Consider the following 17,142-nt stretch of genomic DNA (forward strand, 5'->3'; position numbering starts at 1 on the left):
CGTGACTCGAAAGTCAGTTTTGAGATATTCGGTGATAATGTCTTTCACACATTATCGGAGATGGCGTCCCCAAGGGGATTCGAACCCCTGTTACAGCCGTGAAAGGGCAGTGTCCTAGGCCTCTAGACGATGGGGACACGAATAATCCTGATAACAGGATATCGCTTGCTCATTTACTTCTATCAGACAATCTGTGTGAGCACTACGCAAGTTCGTATCTTTTAGGTAAGGAGGTGATCCAACCGCAGGTTCCCCTACGGTTACCTTGTTACGACTTCACCCCAGTCATGAATCACAAAGTGGTAAGCGCCCTCCCGAAGGTTAAGCTACCTACTTCTTTTGCAACCCACTCCCATGGTGTGACGGGCGGTGTGTACAAGGCCCGGGAACGTATTCACCGTAGCATTCTGATCTACGATTACTAGCGATTCCGACTTCACGGAGTCGAGTTGCAGACTCCGATCCGGACTACGACGCACTTTATGAGGTCCGCTTGCTCTCGCGAGGTCGCTTCTCTTTGTATGCGCCATTGTAGCACGTGTGTAGCCCTACTCGTAAGGGCCATGATGACTTGACGTCATCCCCACCTTCCTCCAGTTTATCACTGGCAGTCTCCTTTGAGTTCCCGGCCGAACCGCTGGCAACAAAGGATAAGGGTTGCGCTCGTTGCGGGACTTAACCCAACATTTCACAACACGAGCTGACGACAGCCATGCAGCACCTGTCTCACAGTTCCCGAAGGCACTAAGGCATCTCTGCCGAATTCTGTGGATGTCAAGAGTAGGTAAGGTTCTTCGCGTTGCATCGAATTAAACCACATGCTCCACCGCTTGTGCGGGCCCCCGTCAATTCATTTGAGTTTTAACCTTGCGGCCGTACTCCCCAGGCGGTCGACTTAACGCGTTAGCTCCGGAAGCCACTCCTCAAGGGAACAACCTCCAAGTCGACATCGTTTACGGCGTGGACTACCAGGGTATCTAATCCTGTTTGCTCCCCACGCTTTCGCACCTGAGCGTCAGTCTTTGTCCAGGGGGCCGCCTTCGCCACCGGTATTCCTCCAGATCTCTACGCATTTCACCGCTACACCTGGAATTCTACCCCCTCTACAAGACTCTAGCTTGCCAGTTTCGAATGCAGTTCCCAGGTTGAGCCCGGGGATTTCACATCCGACTTGACAAACCGCCTGCGTGCGCTTTACGCCCAGTAATTCCGATTAACGCTTGCACCCTCCGTATTACCGCGGCTGCTGGCACGGAGTTAGCCGGTGCTTCTTCTGCGAGTAACGTCAATCACTGCGGTTATTAACCACAATGCCTTCCTCCTCGCTGAAAGTACTTTACAACCCGAAGGCCTTCTTCATACACGCGGCATGGCTGCATCAGGCTTGCGCCCATTGTGCAATATTCCCCACTGCTGCCTCCCGTAGGAGTCTGGACCGTGTCTCAGTTCCAGTGTGGCTGGTCATCCTCTCAGACCAGCTAGGGATCGTCGCCTAGGTGAGCCATTACCTCACCTACTAGCTAATCCCATCTGGGCACATCTGATGGCAAGAGGCCCGAAGGTCCCCCTCTTTGGTCCGAAGACGTTATGCGGTATTAGCTACCGTTTCCAGTAGTTATCCCCCTCCATCAGGCAGTTTCCCAGACATTACTCACCCGTCCGCCGCTCGTCACCCAGGAGCAAGCTCCCTGTGCTACCGCTCGACTTGCATGTGTTAGGCCTGCCGCCAGCGTTCAATCTGAGCCATGATCAAACTCTTCAATTAAAAGCTTGATTTGCTTCAACTCGTGAAGCGGTGCTCAAAAATTAACTTTCGTAATAATTCAACTAAATGAATTACTGCTTGGTCACTCTTCAAGACTTGATATTTTTTTGTACCCGAAGGTACTTGAGATATCAATCCTGCGAGTGCCCACACAGATTGTCTGATAAATTGTTAAAGAGCAGTGAGTTAGGCGCTTTCGCTTGCTAACTCGAGGTGGCGTATATTACGCTTTCCTCTTTCAGAGTCAACCCTTAATTTCAGGATATTTGACTCTCATCGCCGCCGTTACTCTGTGATGTTGTTCACATGTTCCGTGTCGATGGAGGCGCATTATAGGGAGTTATCCGGAGGCTGCAAGCCTAAATATGCGTTAATTTGACTGACTGCTGCAATCCCCAGCAAAACCCCGCCTTATACGCAGTTACACACAAAGTTATCCACATTCGTGATGAAGTCCTAAATTTTGCGAGCGTGACGCAAACGTTTTCGCTACAATGCACCCGCAATAAATGGACGCCCCGTTTTGGGGCGTTAGCTGAGTTTTAGGGAAAATTGCTAAAATTCAGCTAACGCTCTTCTATATGCGAACCAAAGCTAAGGGATCAAACCATGCAACAACGTCGCCCTGTACGCCGCGCTCTGCTCAGTGTTTCTGACAAAGCCGGTATCGTCGAATTCGCCCAGGCGCTCTCCCAACGTGGCGTGGAGCTGCTGTCCACTGGCGGAACCGCTCATCTGCTGGCTAAAGCTGGCCTGCCGGTAACCGAAGTCTCTGACTACACCGGTTTCCCGGAGATGATGGATGGACGCGTCAAAACTCTGCATCCAAAAGTACACGGTGGCATTCTGGGTCGTCGCGGCCAGGATGATGCGATCATGGAACAACACGCTATCTCCCCAATTGATATGGTTGTCGTCAACCTCTACCCGTTCGCACAGACTGTTGCCCGCGAAGGCTGCTCTCTGGAAGATGCGGTAGAGAATATTGATATCGGCGGCCCAACCATGGTGCGCTCCGCTGCGAAGAACCACAAAGATGTGGCAATCGTAGTAAAGAGCAGTGACTACGAAGCGATTATTAGCGAGCTGGATGCTAATGAAGGATCTCTGACGCTCGAGACACGTTTCGATTTGGCGATCAAAGCATTCGAACACACCGCCGCTTACGACAGCATGATCGCCAACTACTTTGGTAGCATGGTTCCTGCCTATCATGGCGAAAGCAAAGATCCTTCAGGTCGCTTCCCTCGTACGTTGAACCTGAACTTCATTAAGAAGCAGGATATGCGTTACGGTGAAAACAGCCACCAGCAAGCAGCCTTCTATATAGAAGAAGAAATTAAAGAAGCTTCTGTCGCTACGGCAACTCAGGTTCAGGGCAAAGCGCTCTCTTATAACAACATCGCTGATACCGATGCCGCACTGGAATGTGTGAAAGAGTTCAACGAACCTGCCTGCGTTATCGTGAAGCATGCCAACCCTTGTGGTGTGGCAGTCAGCGATTCCTTATTAGATGCATACGACCGCGCCTATAAAACAGACCCGACTTCCGCATTCGGCGGCATCATCGCTTTCAACCGTGAACTGGATGCCGAAACTGCGCAGGCGATTATCTCCCGCCAGTTCGTCGAGGTGATTATTGCCCCTTCAGCCAGCGAAGAAGCTCTGAAGATCACAGCGGCTAAGCAAAACGTTCGCGTTCTGACTTGCGGCCAGTGGCAGCAGCGTATTCCGGGCCTGGATTTCAAACGAGTTAACGGTGGTGTGTTAGTACAGGATCGTGATCTGGGCATGGTGACAGCCGCAGACCTGCGTGTTGTCAGCAAACGCCAGCCGACCGAGCAAGAACTGCGTGATGCATTGTTCTGCTGGAAGGTAGCGAAGTTTGTTAAGTCCAACGCCATTGTCTATGCCCGCGAGAATATGACTATCGGCATAGGCGCCGGTCAGATGAGCCGTGTTTATTCCGCCAAAATCGCCGGTATCAAGGCAAGCGATGAAGGCCTGGAAGTGAAAGGCTCGGCAATGGCATCAGATGCCTTCTTCCCATTCCGTGACGGTATTGATGCCGCAGCGGCAGTTGGCGTGAGCTGTGTTATCCAGCCTGGTGGTTCAATCCGCGATGAAGAAGTGATCGCCGCTGCTGACGAACATGGGATCGCCATGATCTTCACCGATATGCGCCACTTCCGCCATTAATCCCGGAGCGTCTATAAATGAAAGTATTAGTAATAGGTAATGGCGGGCGTGAACACGCGCTGGCCTGGAAAGCGTCACAGTCACCATTAGTTCGTACGGTATTTGTTGCTCCCGGCAATGCCGGTACGGCTCTGGAACCTGCTTTGCAGAACGTGGCGATTAGCCCAACTGACATTGCTGCCCTGTTGAGCTTTGCACAGAATGAAAAAATTGACCTGACGATTGTCGGCCCGGAAGCGCCGCTGGTGATGGGCGTGGTCGATACCTTCCGTGCTGCTGGCCTGAAGATCTTTGGCCCAACTCAGGGGGCTGCGCAGTTAGAAGGTTCAAAAGCTTTCAGCAAGGATTTCCTGGCTCGCCATAAAATCCCGACCGCTGAATACCAAAACTTCACCGAAGTCGAACCCGCTTTGGCTTATGTCCGTGAAAAAGGCGCGCCGATTGTCATTAAGGCCGATGGCCTGGCCGCGGGCAAAGGCGTAATCGTAGCGATGACGCTGATCGATGCCGAAGCGGCGGTAAACGATATGCTGGCAGGTAACGCCTTTGGCGACGCCGGGCACCGCATCGTGGTAGAAGAGTTTTTGGATGGCGAAGAGGCCAGCTTCATCGTGATGGTGGATGGCGAAAACGTTCTGCCGATGGCCACCAGCCAGGATCATAAGCGTGTTGGTGATGCAGATACCGGCCCGAACACTGGCGGTATGGGTGCGTACTCTCCTGCCCCAGTTGTGACTGATGAAGTCCACCAGCGTGCAATGGACCTGGTTATCTGGCCAACCGTGCGCGGCATGGCTGCTGAAGGGAATACCTACACCGGTTTCCTGTATGCCGGCCTGATGATCGATAAACAAGGTAACCCGAAGGTTATCGAGTTTAACTGCCGCTTTGGTGACCCTGAAACCCAGCCAATCATGCTGCGCCTGCAATCAGATCTGGTTGAGCTGTGCCTCGCCGCATGTGATGGCAAGCTGGATAAGACAACATCTAAGTGGGACGAGCGCCCATCTCTGGGTGTGGTGATGGCCGCTGGCGGCTATCCGGCTGATTACCGTAACGGCGATGTGATTCATGGTTTGCCACTTGAAGAAGTCGCAGACGGCAAAGTGTTCCACGCTGGAACGAAATTGCGTGAAGACGATATGGTTGTGACTAACGGTGGCCGTGTTCTGTGCGTAACCGCATTAGGCGACACTGTCGCACAAGCGCAGCAACGTGCTTATGAGCTTATGAAGGATATCCACTGGGATGGCAGTTTTAGCCGCTCCGATATTGGCTATCGTGCTATTGAGCGTGAAAACGCGAAGTAAGACTCGAAACTCGCAGTGATATTTAAGACCGCCCTCGTGGCGGTTTTTTTATTTAGAACGTAGCAGGTTTAGGCTGCCAGCTACAGAAATCCTGATTCGCTACCAGCAACAGCTGAGAACCTTCCGGCGCTTCAAGCCAGGCTATGCTCACATCGAGTGACGAATGGCGTTGGCGATTCGCAATATGATTGAGCGATACGCTGTCGAGTTTAGGCTCGAATGTCTCACCTTCGCAGGTTGTCACCGTGCCATTGCTATGCCAGCGGCCTTGTCGCAAAACAACACGCCCAATGCGCAATGCTTCGCTGGTCGCTTTAGTCTGAGTCGCCTGATACTGATACAAAGCGATTTGGTCATTGGAAAGCTGCTGTTTTTGACCATTCACTTCGCGCTGCATAAAGCTCAGTTCGCCATGATCGTCAAAACGCACTTTGATATGTTCTGACGGCTCGCTCTGAATCGTCATTTCAATCGATACCAGTTGCTCACCTTGCCAGCGGTAATCACTGGTGGTCGTTGCACCCTTCTGCCTTGGGCTAAACGCCGTAAGCATGTGAATGCTGCCATCATCGCTGTTGTCTTTACGCCAGATGCGCACAACACCTTGATCGGCAATATATCCGCTCGCGGTAAATGGCGGGAGAGGAGAATGACTGCTGCAAGCCATAAGCAGCAATGTGCCTGTCAGCGCGGCCAGAGGACGGCAGACAAACAAAAGGGGCGTAAACGCCCCTCTGCTAAAACTGTTCACTGACACTATTAGCTCTTAACAGCGTCTTTCAGTGCTTTGCCTGAAACAAATGCCGGCACGTTAGCTGCGGCGATTTTGATTTCATTACCAGTCTGTGGGTTGCGGCCAGTGCGCTCAGCACGGTGGTTTACCTTAAAGGTACCGAAACCAACCAGTTGGACAGCATCACCTTCTTTCAGAGACTCAGTAATTGCAGCCAGGGTGGATTCCAGAGCAGCTTTAGCCTGTACTTTAGACAGATCAGCCTTGTCAGCAATTACATCAATCAGTTGAGTCTTGTTCATAAGTTATCCTTACAATGTGTTTATCGCTTGCTAAGCATCGAGTGCGACGGAAATGCCAAAAAAGCACTCTCCTGCATACACGCACCGATAGCCACTTTTTTCGCCCCACAAATGTAGACCAGACGGGGGGCTAATTGGAAGCCTTCAGGGGTGACAATTCGGACTGTAAGTCACGTTTTGCTGTCTTACTGCTGCAAATTTATACCAATATTGCTACTACCTGCTTCACGCAGGTCCGCGCGGAGCCCTTTGATCAGCTCAACGTCGCGCTCTTCGCAGTCAGCCAACAGGCGGAAAATCTCCCATTGGATGTCCCATTCTTCTTCAACAGCAGGGTTTGCTCTGAGCTCTTCGTCGGTCATTTCGCGACCAGCCTGGGTCATTTCTAGCATGGCAACTGTGGTAATTGATGCCTTACTGACTTCGATTGCATGCTCAAGAGTTTCCCCTGAAAGACGTGAGTGAACTAATTCGCTCAATGCAACGCATGCATCAATCGCCGGATAGACACCGTAAATATCATAGTCGTCGGCAGACGGAATGCCTTCTTCGAGTTTCTCGAGTTGGCTGTCAAAGTTTACTTTCGCATCTTTGACCGTCAATGTTTCCCAAATCAAGTCGAGAATACGGCGATACAACTGAGGATCACCAAATTCAGTCTGCTGGCAGAACATGGCGTAATTCGGATACATACGTTCGCATAAAGAAGCCATGAAAGTGACATGTTGCCAGCTTTCCAGTTTCTCCAGGCGCAGATGGATTGGGTTTTGTAACATAGCGATGTCTCAAAGACGGAATATTAGCGGCAGTTTACCTTAATCACCCCTGAATTGCTTGCCACCGCGTGAAAGCCGGGCGACCCGATGCCACAGCATCTGCCCAGCGAGTGGCTTCAGGTAAGCGGTAACCCATCAGACAGCGATTCACCCATAGCAAGGCCGTATCAAGGCTTACACGATGGCCTGTGGAGACAAACAACGGATTGCAGCGCTTTTTACTGCGTAATACCCATGCGAGCGCTTCACCTTTGTCGGTCAGCAACTGGCATGAGCCAGGTTCTTCAGATAACGGTGCAAACTTCCCACACAAACGCTTCTTAGCAACGCCTATCGTCGGCACGTCCACCAGCAGGCCAAAATGGGCGGCAACGCCCAAACGCCGTGGGTGCGAAATACCGTGGCCATCAACAAACAGTAGGTCCGGTTTTTGCGACAGCATTTCCCACGCCGCAAGCAGTGCAGGATATTCGCGAAACGAGAGGAAGCCGGGGATATATGGCATCGAGGTGGCGACACGCGCCACCTGATATTCAACCAGTTCAAGAGAGGGATATTGCAATAACACGATGGCGGCACGCGTAACATCACCGCCCTGTTCAAACCCAACGTCTGCCCCGGCAATTAACCGGGGAGGATCCTGCTCAAAGCGATCCTCGCGGATCACCTGTGAAGCGAGTTCGATCTGCTGTGCGCGTAAGCTTGCAAGATCCATCACTGATCCTTACTCGTGATACGGCTTCGACAAACGGTGCACCGCTTCTACAAATGCACCCGCGTGTTCTGGCGGAACATCCTGGTGAATGCCATGGCCCAGGTTAAAGACGTGGCCTTCACCTTTACCGAACCCGGCAAGAATGGTCGCGACCTCTTCTTCGATACGCGCAGGCTGAGCATACAGCATTGAAGGGTCCATATTGCCCTGCAATGCGACTTTATGGCCGACACGACGACGAGCATCGGCGATATCGGTCGTCCAGTCTAATCCCAGCGCATCACATCCCGTTTCAGCCATCGCTTCCAGCCACTGACCGCCACCCTTAGTGAACATGGTCACAGGCACTCGACGACCTTCGTTTTCACGTAGCAGGCCATCGATGATTTTGTGCATGTAATAGAGCGAGAACTGCTGATAATCACGCCCGGTCAGCACGCCGCCCCAGGTATCGAAAATCATCACCGATTGCGCACCCGCTTTGATTTGCGCATTCAGGTACAGCGTGACGCTTTGCGCCAGCTTGTCGAGCAGAAGGTGCAGCGCTTGCGGGTCGGCATACATCATCTTTTTAATCACGGTAAAGGCTTTGCTGCTGCCGCCTTCGACCATATAAGTCGCCAGCGTCCACGGGCTACCGGTGAAGCCAATCAGCGGTACTTCGCCTTTTAACTCGCGGCGGATAGTACGTACCGCGTTCATCACATAACCCAGTTCACCTTCCGGATCAGGAATCGGCAACTTTTCAACATCAGCACGGCTGGTAATTGGCGAGCGGAAACGCGGGCCTTCACCCGCTTCAAAATAAAGGCCAAGCCCCATCGCATCAGGCACGGTGAGGATGTCGGAGAAGAGGATCGCCGCATCAAGCTTGTAGCGACGCAGCGGCTGCAAAGTCACTTCGCAAGCCAACTCAGCATTTTTGCACAGCGACATAAAATCGCCAGCCTGCGCACGAGTCGCTTTGTATTCTGGCAAGTAACGACCTGCCTGCCTCATCATCCATACTGGCGTGGTATCTACAGGCTGGCGTTGCAGCGCCCGCAGGTAACGATCGTTCTTCAGTTCAGTCATTTTGCATTTCCTTTGGCTGGAACTCTAAATACATTCCGCCAGTTTACCACGTCATTCATACTCTGCCCGACACAGGGCGACAGTGTCTTCAATCAGGCGACGAGCCACCGTACCCGGTGGAGGCAATAACGGAAGTTGGTCATACCGATACCAACCCGCATCAAGTAACTCTTTCGGGTCGATTTCAATTTCGCCGCTGTCATATTCCGCCATAAATGCGGTCATCAGCGATTGCGGGAACGGCCAAGGTTGGGAAGTTACATAGCGTAAATTCTTCACACGAATGCTGCTCTCTTCCATCACCTCACGCGCCACGGCCTGCTCGAGGGTTTCCCCAACTTCGACAAAACCGGCCAGCACGGTATAAATTCCACCGCGATGGCGTGTGTGCTGAGCAAGCAGGATATGGTCTTCACGACGGATAGCCACGATTATGCACGGTGAAATTTGTGGATAGTAGCGTTCACGACAATGGTTACACAGCATCGCCCATTCAGTTTTGCTGACGTGCATTTCATGGCCACAGTAGCCACAGAACTTATGCGAGCGATAGAACTCCGCTAACTGCACGCCACGCCCAGCAAGTTGAAATAACCCTGGGTCCTGGTCAATAACCTGGCGCACTGAGCCCATATCCGCACGGCGATGTTGCCGCACTAACCACACCGGCTCACTTTCCCACTCGCCGATATGCATCCCAACCGCACCATCAAGCTGAAAATCTTGTGCTGCTCCGTGAGGTAGCTCACCTTTCGGCAACCACAATTTTTGTTCATGACTGACGATAAACCAGCCCTGATCTAACTTTTGAATTACACGTTCCATAACCTGGTGCACATCCCCGAGTTCGCTGGTATAAACAAATGGTCGTAACAATTTTGGGTACGTTTGCGTTACATCTTTTACTCACGGAATCACGGAGTCAATCATGCTTAACCAGTTAGAAAATCTGACTGAGCGCGTCGGTGGTAGTAATGAGTTAATCGACCAATGGCTATATGCCCGCAAACATTTATTGGTGGCTTATTACAATATGGTTGGGATCAAGCCTAACAAGGAATCCCATACCGCGCTCAATGAAAAGGCTCTGGATAACTTTTGCCATAATCTGGTGGATTATCTTTCTGCCGGTCATTTCAATATTTATGAACGCATTATCAGCGAAATGGAAGGCAGCAGCCCACTTTTAGCCGCAACTCATCTTTATCCGCAGCTTGAAGCCAACACCCAGCACATCATGGATTTTTACGATTCGCATCTCGAAAGTGCTATCGATGATGATAACTATATTGAGTTCCAGAAAGCGTTATCCGGCATCGGTGAAGCACTGGAATCACGTTTTTCACTGGAAGATAAACTCATTCAGTTAGCTTACGACCACGATATAAATGACAGTGCTAACGATACCGGCAACCTTGCACGCCCGGCTTGAGTTCTGCGCTGTTAACGAGTAGTTTACATAACGACCCGTAGCAATACGGGTTTCTTCTTGTCGGAGTGCCGAGTGTTTAACTGAACACCGGCTGAGACCGTTAATTCGGGATCCGCGGAACCTGATCAGGCTAATACCTGCGAAGGGAACAAGAGTAATTCTGCTTTTGGGTTCACCCGTACGCGGGCGCCCCACATTTATTACTCCTCCGTTGTTCTGGCAAGCCACTCCTTGATATTTACTGGAATGAGCTATGTCTATTACTGAAAAAAAACAAACCGCCGCGAACAACGCGCTGCTGCCCAGCATTTTATCCATACGCTGGAAGGTACTGCTTTCCCTAATTCCCAACGCATTTATCTAACTGGCTCACGCGATGATATCCGCGTACCGATGCGCGAAATTCAACTTAGCCCAACCGCAACGGGCGGTACGAAAGAAAACCCTCTGTTCACCCCTAACGATGCCATTCCGGTGTATGACACTTCAGGTCCGTATGGCGACCCGGCAATCAGCATCGACGTTCTGTGCGGGCTTTCACCACTGCGTGAAAGCTGGATTAGCGAGCGTGATGATTGCGAAACACTGACCGACCGTAGCTCTGCATATACCAAAGAGCGCCTTGCTGATGATGGTCTGGACGAATTGCGTTTTGAAACACAACTCACGCCGAAGCGCGCAAAAGCCGGGAAAATTGTCACGCAGTTGCACTATGCACGCCAGGGCATAGTGACGCCGGAAATGGAGTTTATCGCCATACGTGAAAACATGGGCCGCGAACGCATTCGCGATGAAGTGTTACGCCACCAGCACCCAGGCCAGAGTTTTGGTGCTCTCGTGCCAGAAAACATTACTCCTGAATTTGTACGCGATGAAGTCGCCGCAGGCCGGGCAATCATTCCCGCCAATATTAACCACCCTGAGTCTGAGCCGATGATTATCGGCCGTAATTTCCTTGTCAAAGTGAATGCCAATATCGGCAACTCAGCGGTCACCTCCTCGATTGAAGAAGAAGTGGAAAAACTGGTGTGGTCAACGCGCTGGGGCGCAGACACCGTGATGGATCTTTCCACCGGCCGCTATATCCACGAAACCCGCGAATGGATTTTACGTAACAGCCCAGTCCCTATCGGCACCGTGCCCATTTACCAGTCGCTGGAAAAAGTAAATGGCATCGCTGAAGACCTGACCTGGGAAATGTTCCGCGACACACTCCTGGAACAGGCCGAGCAAGGCGTGGACTATTTCACCATTCACGCCGGAGTGCTGCTGCGTTATGTGCCGATGACGGCCAAACGCCTGACCGGAATTGTGTCGCGCGGCGGTTCGATTATGGCGAAATGGTGCCTGTCACATCATCAGGAAAACTTCCTGTATGAGCACTTCCGCGAAATTTGCGAAATCTGTGCCGCTTACGACGTTTCACTCTCGCTTGGCGACGGCCTGCGCCCTGGCTCCATTCAGGATGCCAACGATGAAGCGCAATTCTCTGAGCTGCATACGCTTGGCGAGTTGACCAAAATTGCCTGGGAATACGATGTGCAGGTGATGATTGAAGGCCCGGGACATGTGCCCATGCAGATGATCCGCCGCAATATGACCGAAGAACTGGAGCACTGCCATGAAGCTCCGTTCTACACGCTCGGCCCGCTGACCACCGATATTGCACCGGGTTACGACCATTTCACCTCAGGTATTGGTGCAGCCATGATTGGCTGGTTCGGCTGTGCGATGCTTTGTTACGTCACACCAAAAGAGCATCTTGGCCTACCGAATAAAGAAGATGTTAAACAGGGGCTGATTACCTACAAAATTGCGGCACATGCCGCAGACCTGGCAAAAGGCCACCCTGGTGCGCAAATCCGCGACAACGCGATGTCGAAAGCCCGTTTTGAATTCCGCTGGGAAGACCAGTTTAATCTCGCGCTTGACCCTTTCACCGCCCGCGCCTATCACGATGAAACCCTGCCGCAGGAATCCGGCAAGGTCGCGCACTTCTGTTCGATGTGCGGACCAAAATTCTGCTCGATGAAAATCTCCCAGGAGGTTCGCGATTTCGCCGCTAAGCAAGCCATAGAAGTTGGCATGGACGATATGTCGCAATCCTTCCGTGCAAAAGGTGGCGAAATTTATCTGCGTCAGGAGGAAGTGTGATGAGCACCCCCGCCTTCCCTTCTGTGCCCAAACGACTCGGGTTGTATCCGGTAGTGGATAGCGTCGAGTGGATTGCCCGCTTACTGGAGGCGGGAGTACGCACCCTTCAATTACGGATTAAAGACAAACGCGACGAAGAAGTTGAAGCCGACATTACTACTGCCATTGCGCTTGGTAAGCGATATGAGGCGAGGTTATTCATCAATGATTACTGGCGACTGGCGATAAAACATCGTGCTTACGGTGTTCATCTGGGCCAGGAAGATCTGGATGTCGCTAATCTGGATGCCATCCGCGATGCGGGCCTGCGCCTCGGGCTTTCGACGCACGACAATATGGAAATGGATCGCGCCCTGGAAGCACGCCCTTCTTACATCGCGTTGGGGCATGTTTTTCCAACTCAAACCAAGCAGATGCCGTCCGCTCCTCAAGGGCTTTCGCAACTCGCAGCCCACATCAAAACGCTGGGCGATTACCCGACTGTCGCCATCGGTGGAATAAGTATTGAGCGCGTTCCTGCTGTACTCGCAACGGGCGTTGGAAGTGTCGCAGTTGTGAGCGCAATTACTCTGGCCCCAGACTGGCGAGCGGCAACAGCGCAGCTACTGGAGCTTGTGGGGGCTGGCTATGAATGATGCCGATTTCATGCGTTACAGCCGCCAGATGTTGCTGGAAGACATCGCCATTGAAGGGCAGCAAAAGCTGCTCGCCAGCAAAATCTTAATCGTCGGGCTTGGCGGGCTGGGTTCGCCAGCCGCGTTATATCTTGCGGCGGCAGGCGTTGGTACTTTGATTCTCGCCGACGATGACAACGTGCATATCAGTAATTTGCAGCGCCAGATTTTGTTTACCTCTCAGGATTTGGAACAGCCAAAATCGCTGGCCGCTCAACGCCATCTCCAGAAGCTTAACCCGGATATTACGCTCCAGGTTATTAGCGAGCGTTTAGCTGGAGAAGCGTTGATGCAGGCGGTAAAGAACGTCGATCTGGTGCTGGATTGCAGCGACAACATGGCGACACGCCAGGCCGTTAACGCCGCCTGTGTCGCACATAACAAACCGCTGATTTCTGCAAGTGCAGTCGGATTTGGCGGGCAACTGATGGTTCTGACGCCACCGTGGGAAAGCGGTTGTTATCGCTGTGTCTGGCCTGACGAACACGAACCGGAGCGCAACTGCCGTACTGCGGGAATCATCGGCCCGGTGGTTGGTGTGATGGGAACATTGCAGGCTTTGGAGGCCATAAAGTTGTTGAGCGGCATGGCTCCAGCAACGGGTACTTTGCGCCTGTTCGACGCCCGTCAACATAGCTGGCGCTCCCTCGCTATGCAAAAAGCGGCTAATTGCCCGGTATGCGGAGGGCGAGATGCACATCCACTTTAACGATGAACCGCTGCAGTGCCCGGATAACCTGACGCTGGAAAAGCTGCTTGACCAACTGCGCCTGTTGAAACCAGGCGTAGCACTCGCCATCAACCAAAGCATTGTGCCACGTGAACAGTGGGAAGCTCATTTGTTGAAAGATGGCGACCAGATCTTGCTTTTTCAGGCCATAGCCGGGGGTTAACATGCTACAGATTGCTGATAAAACTTTCTCATCACGCTTATTCACCGGCACCGGGAAATTTTCCTCGCCGCAGGTGATGGTTGAAGCGATTCGCGCTTCCGGCTCGCAGTTAGTGACGATGGCAATGAAGCGCGTCGATTTGCGTAACCGTAACGATGCGATTCTCGCGCCACTACTTGAGGCGGGCGTACAGTTGCTGCCGAATACCTCTGGCGCTAAAACGGCTGAAGAAGCGATTTTTGCCGCACAGCTTGCCCGAGAAGCGCTCGGTACGCATTGGGTAAAACTGGAAATCCACCCCGACGCCCGCTATTTGCTACCCGACCCCATCGAAACGCTGAAAGCTGCGGAGGCACTCGTCAAACAGGGTTTTGTCGTATTGCCTTATTGCGGCGCCGATCCCGTTTTGTGCAAACGGCTTGAGGAAGTCGGATGTGCAGCGGTCATGCCACTCGGGGCACCAATTGGTTCGAATCAGGGCTTACAAACCCGGGCATTTTTAGAAATTATTATCGACCAGGCTCGCGTACCAGTAGTGGTTGATGCAGGTATCGGTGCGCCAAGCCATGCCGCAGAAGCGCTGGAAATGGGGGCCGCTGCGGTACTGGTGAACACGGCGATTGCCGTGGCGCATGATCCCGTGCAAATGGCTCAGGCATTTCGCCTGGCAGTTGAAGCTGGCGTATTAGCGGCTAAATCCGGTTTAGGCACCCGCCACCAGCAGGCACAAGCCTCCAGCCCGTTAACCCAGTTTCTGCAATTTAGCCAGGAGGGTACGTGATGGCACAAACTTTCACCGACCGTTGGCGTGAGCTGGACTGGGATGACATCCGACTTCGTATTAACAGCAAGACGGCTGCCGACGTGGAGCGAGCATTGAGCGCACGCAAAATCACCCGCGACGATCTGATGGCGCTGCTCTCCCCTACCGCCAGCCACTATCTCGAGCCGCTGGCACAACAGGCCCAGAAATTAACTCGCCAGCGTTTTGGTAACACGGTGAGTTTTTACGTGCCGCTTTATCTGTCAAATCTCTGCGCTAACGATTGTACTTACTGCGGGTTTTCCATGAGTAACAAGCTCAAACGCAAAACCCTGGATCAACAGGAAATTGAGCGGGAATGCGAGGCGATTCGCAAACTAGGCTTCGAACATTTGTTGTTAGTGACCGGTGAACACCAGACCAAAGTCGGAATGGATTATTTTCGTCAGCACCTTCCTGCGATCCGCCGCCAGTTCAGTTCGCTGCAAATGGAAGTACAGCCGCTGGATGAACATGAATATGCCGAACTGAAAACTCTCGGGCTGGATGGGGTGATGGTTTATCAGGAAACCTATCACCAGGCGGTATACGCGCAGCATCATTTACGGGGCAACAAGCAGGATTTCTTCTGGCGCCTGGAAACACCGGACAGGCTTGGCCGTGCGGGGATAGATAAAATAGGCCTCGGGGCGTTGATTGGTTTATCGGACAGCTGGCGCACCGACTGTTTTATGGTCGCGGAGCACTTACTGTGGCTACAGCAACAATACTGGCAAAGTCGTTATTCGATTTCGTTTCCGCGTTTACGACCCTGTACGGGTGGCGTAGAACCGGCGTCGGTCATGACTGAAAGCCAGTTAGTGCAGGTGATATGCGCATTTCGCCTGCTTGCGCCCGATGTCGAGCTTTCGCTTTCTACGCGTGAATCACCGTGGTTCCGGGATCATATGATCCCACTCGCCATCAATAATGTGAGTGCGTTTTCCAAAACTCAGCCCGGAGGGTACGCCGATAATCACCCTGAGCTTGAGCAGTTTGCGCCGCACGACGGGCGCACTCCGGTGGAAGTGGCTGAGGCATTAACACGCTCAGGCTTACAACCTGTGTGGAAAGATTGGGATAGTTTTCTGGGAAGAAACTCGCCGTAGCTTTGCACGTTTAAATAGCGGCAACTTTTCCTTTTCGTTGCCGCCCCGTCTTTCAATTAATAAACGGTCACTTTCGCGACTTTTGCAACTTTACCGTCTCGGGAAGGCATATCTGGAGTCACGCCCAACGCAATGGCACTGTAAAGCCCGGTCAATTGCGCAAAGGCAACATAGAGTAATGTCGTCCAGGATTCGTGGTAATCCGCCAGCTCTGGTGCGGCAAAATGAAAATAACGATCTCCCGGTTTAACGCCTGCCGGTAACGCATCATGGCCGATGGCAATAATTTGCGCTGTGGCGCTTCGCTCACGGGTCAGTTCCGCCATCATGTCACTGTCATAGCGGTTGATTTCGGCGCGTGCGGCAAGATAACCGATAAGCGTGGCATCACGATTGATAATGAGCTTTGGCCCATGGCGGAATTCCAGCATTGAATGCCAGGCCGTCATCACCTTTCCGTTACCCATTTCCAGCAGTTTGAGGCTGGTTTCACAGGCTACGGCTTTTAGCGACAGAGAACCGACGACTACCACATTGTTGCGAGACTCTGCCGCCCACTTTTCGATATCAGCAGCATAGTGGTTGAGAAAATGGTTCATGCCGCGCTGCAAAACTGGCAGCACTTTTTCGGCTTCAGACCAGCCAGCAGGAGCCACCAGCAACATCAAATACCAAAGGGGAATGGTGAACTCGGAGGTCGCCGCAAAACTGCCGTTAGAAGTACCTTCTGGTACCGGGATAAACAGCCCTTCGCAATGCTGCTGTGCAAGTTGAGCAAGGCGGCTGCTGGCGTTGTTAGTGACACTGAGATGCCGCAATTTCGGGTTAGCGGCGAGTGCTCGCTCCACAACTTTCACTGTTTCCGGCGTGTTACCCGAGCTACTCACCGACACTAATACGGTATTGTTGTGCAGGCTTTCAGGCATCAGCACCAGATCGGTTGCCGGTACCACTTCAATTTGATTTGGTACGATACTACGCAACCAGTTCACACTCGCCTGTGCCGCCAACAGCGAGGAACCCGCCCCTGTAATCAGGATTCGCGTGTCGGTATCACTTTTGCGCCAGAATGCCTGAATCTCAGCTTCATGTGCTTTGACACGTTCAAGTCCTTCTTGCCACAAACGGGGCTGAGCCACGATGGCTTCTACGGTCAAACTGGCTCCCTTTTGCTGCCAGTAAGCTTCATTATGATTTAACATGT

General features: G+C 52.4%; 16 protein-coding genes, 1 tRNA gene, 1 rRNA gene and 1 riboswitch. Of the genes, 9 read left to right on the forward strand and 9 right to left on the reverse strand.

Annotated elements, in window-relative coordinates; all coding sequences use genetic code 11:
* Positions 1-61 precede the first annotated feature (61 nt).
* Positions 62-137: transfer RNA gene (locus AC0IXI_RS22210), tRNA-Glu, on the reverse strand.
* A gap of 89 nt (positions 138-226) precedes the next feature.
* Positions 227-1,765 (reverse strand): 16S ribosomal RNA (locus AC0IXI_RS22215).
* A gap of 609 nt (positions 1,766-2,374) precedes the next feature.
* Here AC0IXI_RS22215 and purH point away from each other — a divergent pair.
* Positions 2,375-3,964, forward strand: a complete 1,590-nt coding sequence (gene purH / locus AC0IXI_RS22220; RefSeq protein WP_064515309.1) for a bifunctional phosphoribosylaminoimidazolecarboxamide formyltransferase/IMP cyclohydrolase — start codon at positions 2,375-2,377, stop codon at positions 3,962-3,964.
* A gap of 17 nt (positions 3,965-3,981) precedes the next feature.
* The gene (gene purD, locus AC0IXI_RS22225) at positions 3,982-5,274 is read left to right on the forward strand and encodes a phosphoribosylamine--glycine ligase (protein ID WP_471683126.1); all 1,293 of its coding nucleotides are present in this window, start codon (positions 3,982-3,984) and stop codon (positions 5,272-5,274) included.
* Between the two features lie 52 nt (positions 5,275-5,326).
* On the opposite strand, the gene AC0IXI_RS22230 is transcribed toward purD, so the two are convergent.
* The 6 genes from AC0IXI_RS22230 to nudC all read right to left on the reverse strand — a co-directional run bounded on the left by AC0IXI_RS22230 (position 5,327) and on the right by nudC (position 9,699).
* Complete coding sequence (locus AC0IXI_RS22230; RefSeq protein WP_134187827.1) at positions 5,327-6,025, reverse strand: DUF1481 domain-containing protein; 699 nt, start codon at positions 6,023-6,025, stop codon at positions 5,327-5,329.
* 8 nt (positions 6,026-6,033) lie between these two features.
* The gene (gene hupA, locus AC0IXI_RS22235) at positions 6,034-6,309 is read right to left on the reverse strand and encodes a nucleoid-associated protein HU-alpha (protein ID WP_034492331.1); all 276 of its coding nucleotides are present in this window, start codon (positions 6,307-6,309) and stop codon (positions 6,034-6,036) included.
* A 185-nt stretch (positions 6,310-6,494) separates the two neighbouring features.
* The gene (locus AC0IXI_RS22240; protein WP_064515305.1) at positions 6,495-7,085 is read right to left on the reverse strand and encodes a YjaG family protein; all 591 of its coding nucleotides are present in this window, start codon (positions 7,083-7,085) and stop codon (positions 6,495-6,497) included.
* Positions 7,086-7,128: 43 nt separating this feature from the next.
* Positions 7,129-7,800, reverse strand: a complete 672-nt coding sequence (gene nfi, locus AC0IXI_RS22245) for a deoxyribonuclease V (protein WP_064515303.1) — start codon at positions 7,798-7,800, stop codon at positions 7,129-7,131.
* A 9-nt stretch (positions 7,801-7,809) separates the two neighbouring features.
* On the reverse strand, positions 7,810-8,874 hold the full coding sequence (gene hemE, locus AC0IXI_RS22250; protein WP_064561676.1) for a uroporphyrinogen decarboxylase: 1,065 nt from the start codon (positions 8,872-8,874) through the stop codon (positions 7,810-7,812).
* 51 nt (positions 8,875-8,925) lie between these two features.
* Positions 8,926-9,699, reverse strand: a complete 774-nt coding sequence (gene nudC, locus AC0IXI_RS22255; RefSeq protein ID WP_064515299.1) for an NAD(+) diphosphatase — start codon at positions 9,697-9,699, stop codon at positions 8,926-8,928.
* A gap of 103 nt (positions 9,700-9,802) precedes the next feature.
* Here nudC and AC0IXI_RS22260 point away from each other — a divergent pair, with 103 nt between their 5' ends.
* The 7 genes from AC0IXI_RS22260 to thiH all read left to right on the forward strand — a co-directional run bounded on the left by AC0IXI_RS22260 (position 9,803) and on the right by thiH (position 15,938).
* Positions 9,803-10,306, forward strand: coding sequence for an Rsd/AlgQ family anti-sigma factor (locus AC0IXI_RS22260; protein WP_064515297.1), 504 nt, complete (start codon positions 9,803-9,805; stop codon positions 10,304-10,306).
* A gap of 51 nt (positions 10,307-10,357) precedes the next feature.
* Positions 10,358-10,471, forward strand: a riboswitch (TPP riboswitch).
* 147 nt (positions 10,472-10,618) lie between these two features.
* Complete coding sequence (gene thiC, locus AC0IXI_RS22265) at positions 10,619-12,460, forward strand: phosphomethylpyrimidine synthase ThiC (RefSeq protein WP_471683264.1); 1,842 nt, start codon at positions 10,619-10,621, stop codon at positions 12,458-12,460.
* The gene (thiE, locus tag AC0IXI_RS22270) at positions 12,460-13,095 is read left to right on the forward strand and encodes a thiamine phosphate synthase (RefSeq protein ID WP_413499859.1); all 636 of its coding nucleotides are present in this window, start codon (positions 12,460-12,462) and stop codon (positions 13,093-13,095) included. Before thiC ends, thiE begins: the two co-directional genes overlap by 1 nt.
* Positions 13,088-13,843 carry a thiazole biosynthesis adenylyltransferase ThiF gene (gene thiF / locus AC0IXI_RS22275; RefSeq protein ID WP_471683127.1) on the forward strand — a complete coding sequence of 252 codons (756 nt, stop codon included), beginning with the start codon at positions 13,088-13,090 and terminating at the stop codon, positions 13,841-13,843. Before thiE ends, thiF begins: the two co-directional genes overlap by 8 nt.
* Positions 13,827-14,027, forward strand: a complete 201-nt coding sequence (gene thiS / locus AC0IXI_RS22280; protein WP_064515289.1) for a sulfur carrier protein ThiS — start codon at positions 13,827-13,829, stop codon at positions 14,025-14,027. The genes thiF and thiS overlap by 17 nt, the downstream gene beginning before the upstream one ends.
* 1 nt (position 14,028) lies before the next feature.
* Positions 14,029-14,808, forward strand: a complete 780-nt coding sequence (gene thiG, locus AC0IXI_RS22285) for a thiazole synthase (RefSeq protein ID WP_471683128.1) — start codon at positions 14,029-14,031, stop codon at positions 14,806-14,808.
* Positions 14,808-15,938 carry a 2-iminoacetate synthase ThiH gene (thiH, locus tag AC0IXI_RS22290; protein ID WP_471683129.1) on the forward strand — a complete coding sequence of 377 codons (1,131 nt, stop codon included), beginning with the start codon at positions 14,808-14,810 and terminating at the stop codon, positions 15,936-15,938. Before thiG ends, thiH begins: the two co-directional genes overlap by 1 nt.
* Before the next feature lie 56 nt (positions 15,939-15,994).
* Here the strand turns inward: thiH and AC0IXI_RS22295 are convergent, their stop codons facing one another.
* On the reverse strand, positions 15,995-17,140 hold the full coding sequence (locus AC0IXI_RS22295; RefSeq protein WP_471683130.1) for an SIS domain-containing protein: 1,146 nt from the start codon (positions 17,138-17,140) through the stop codon (positions 15,995-15,997).
* Positions 17,141-17,142: the final 2 nt, after the last annotated feature.

It is taken from the genome of Buttiauxella sp. AC038 (genome assembly GCF_979253565.1).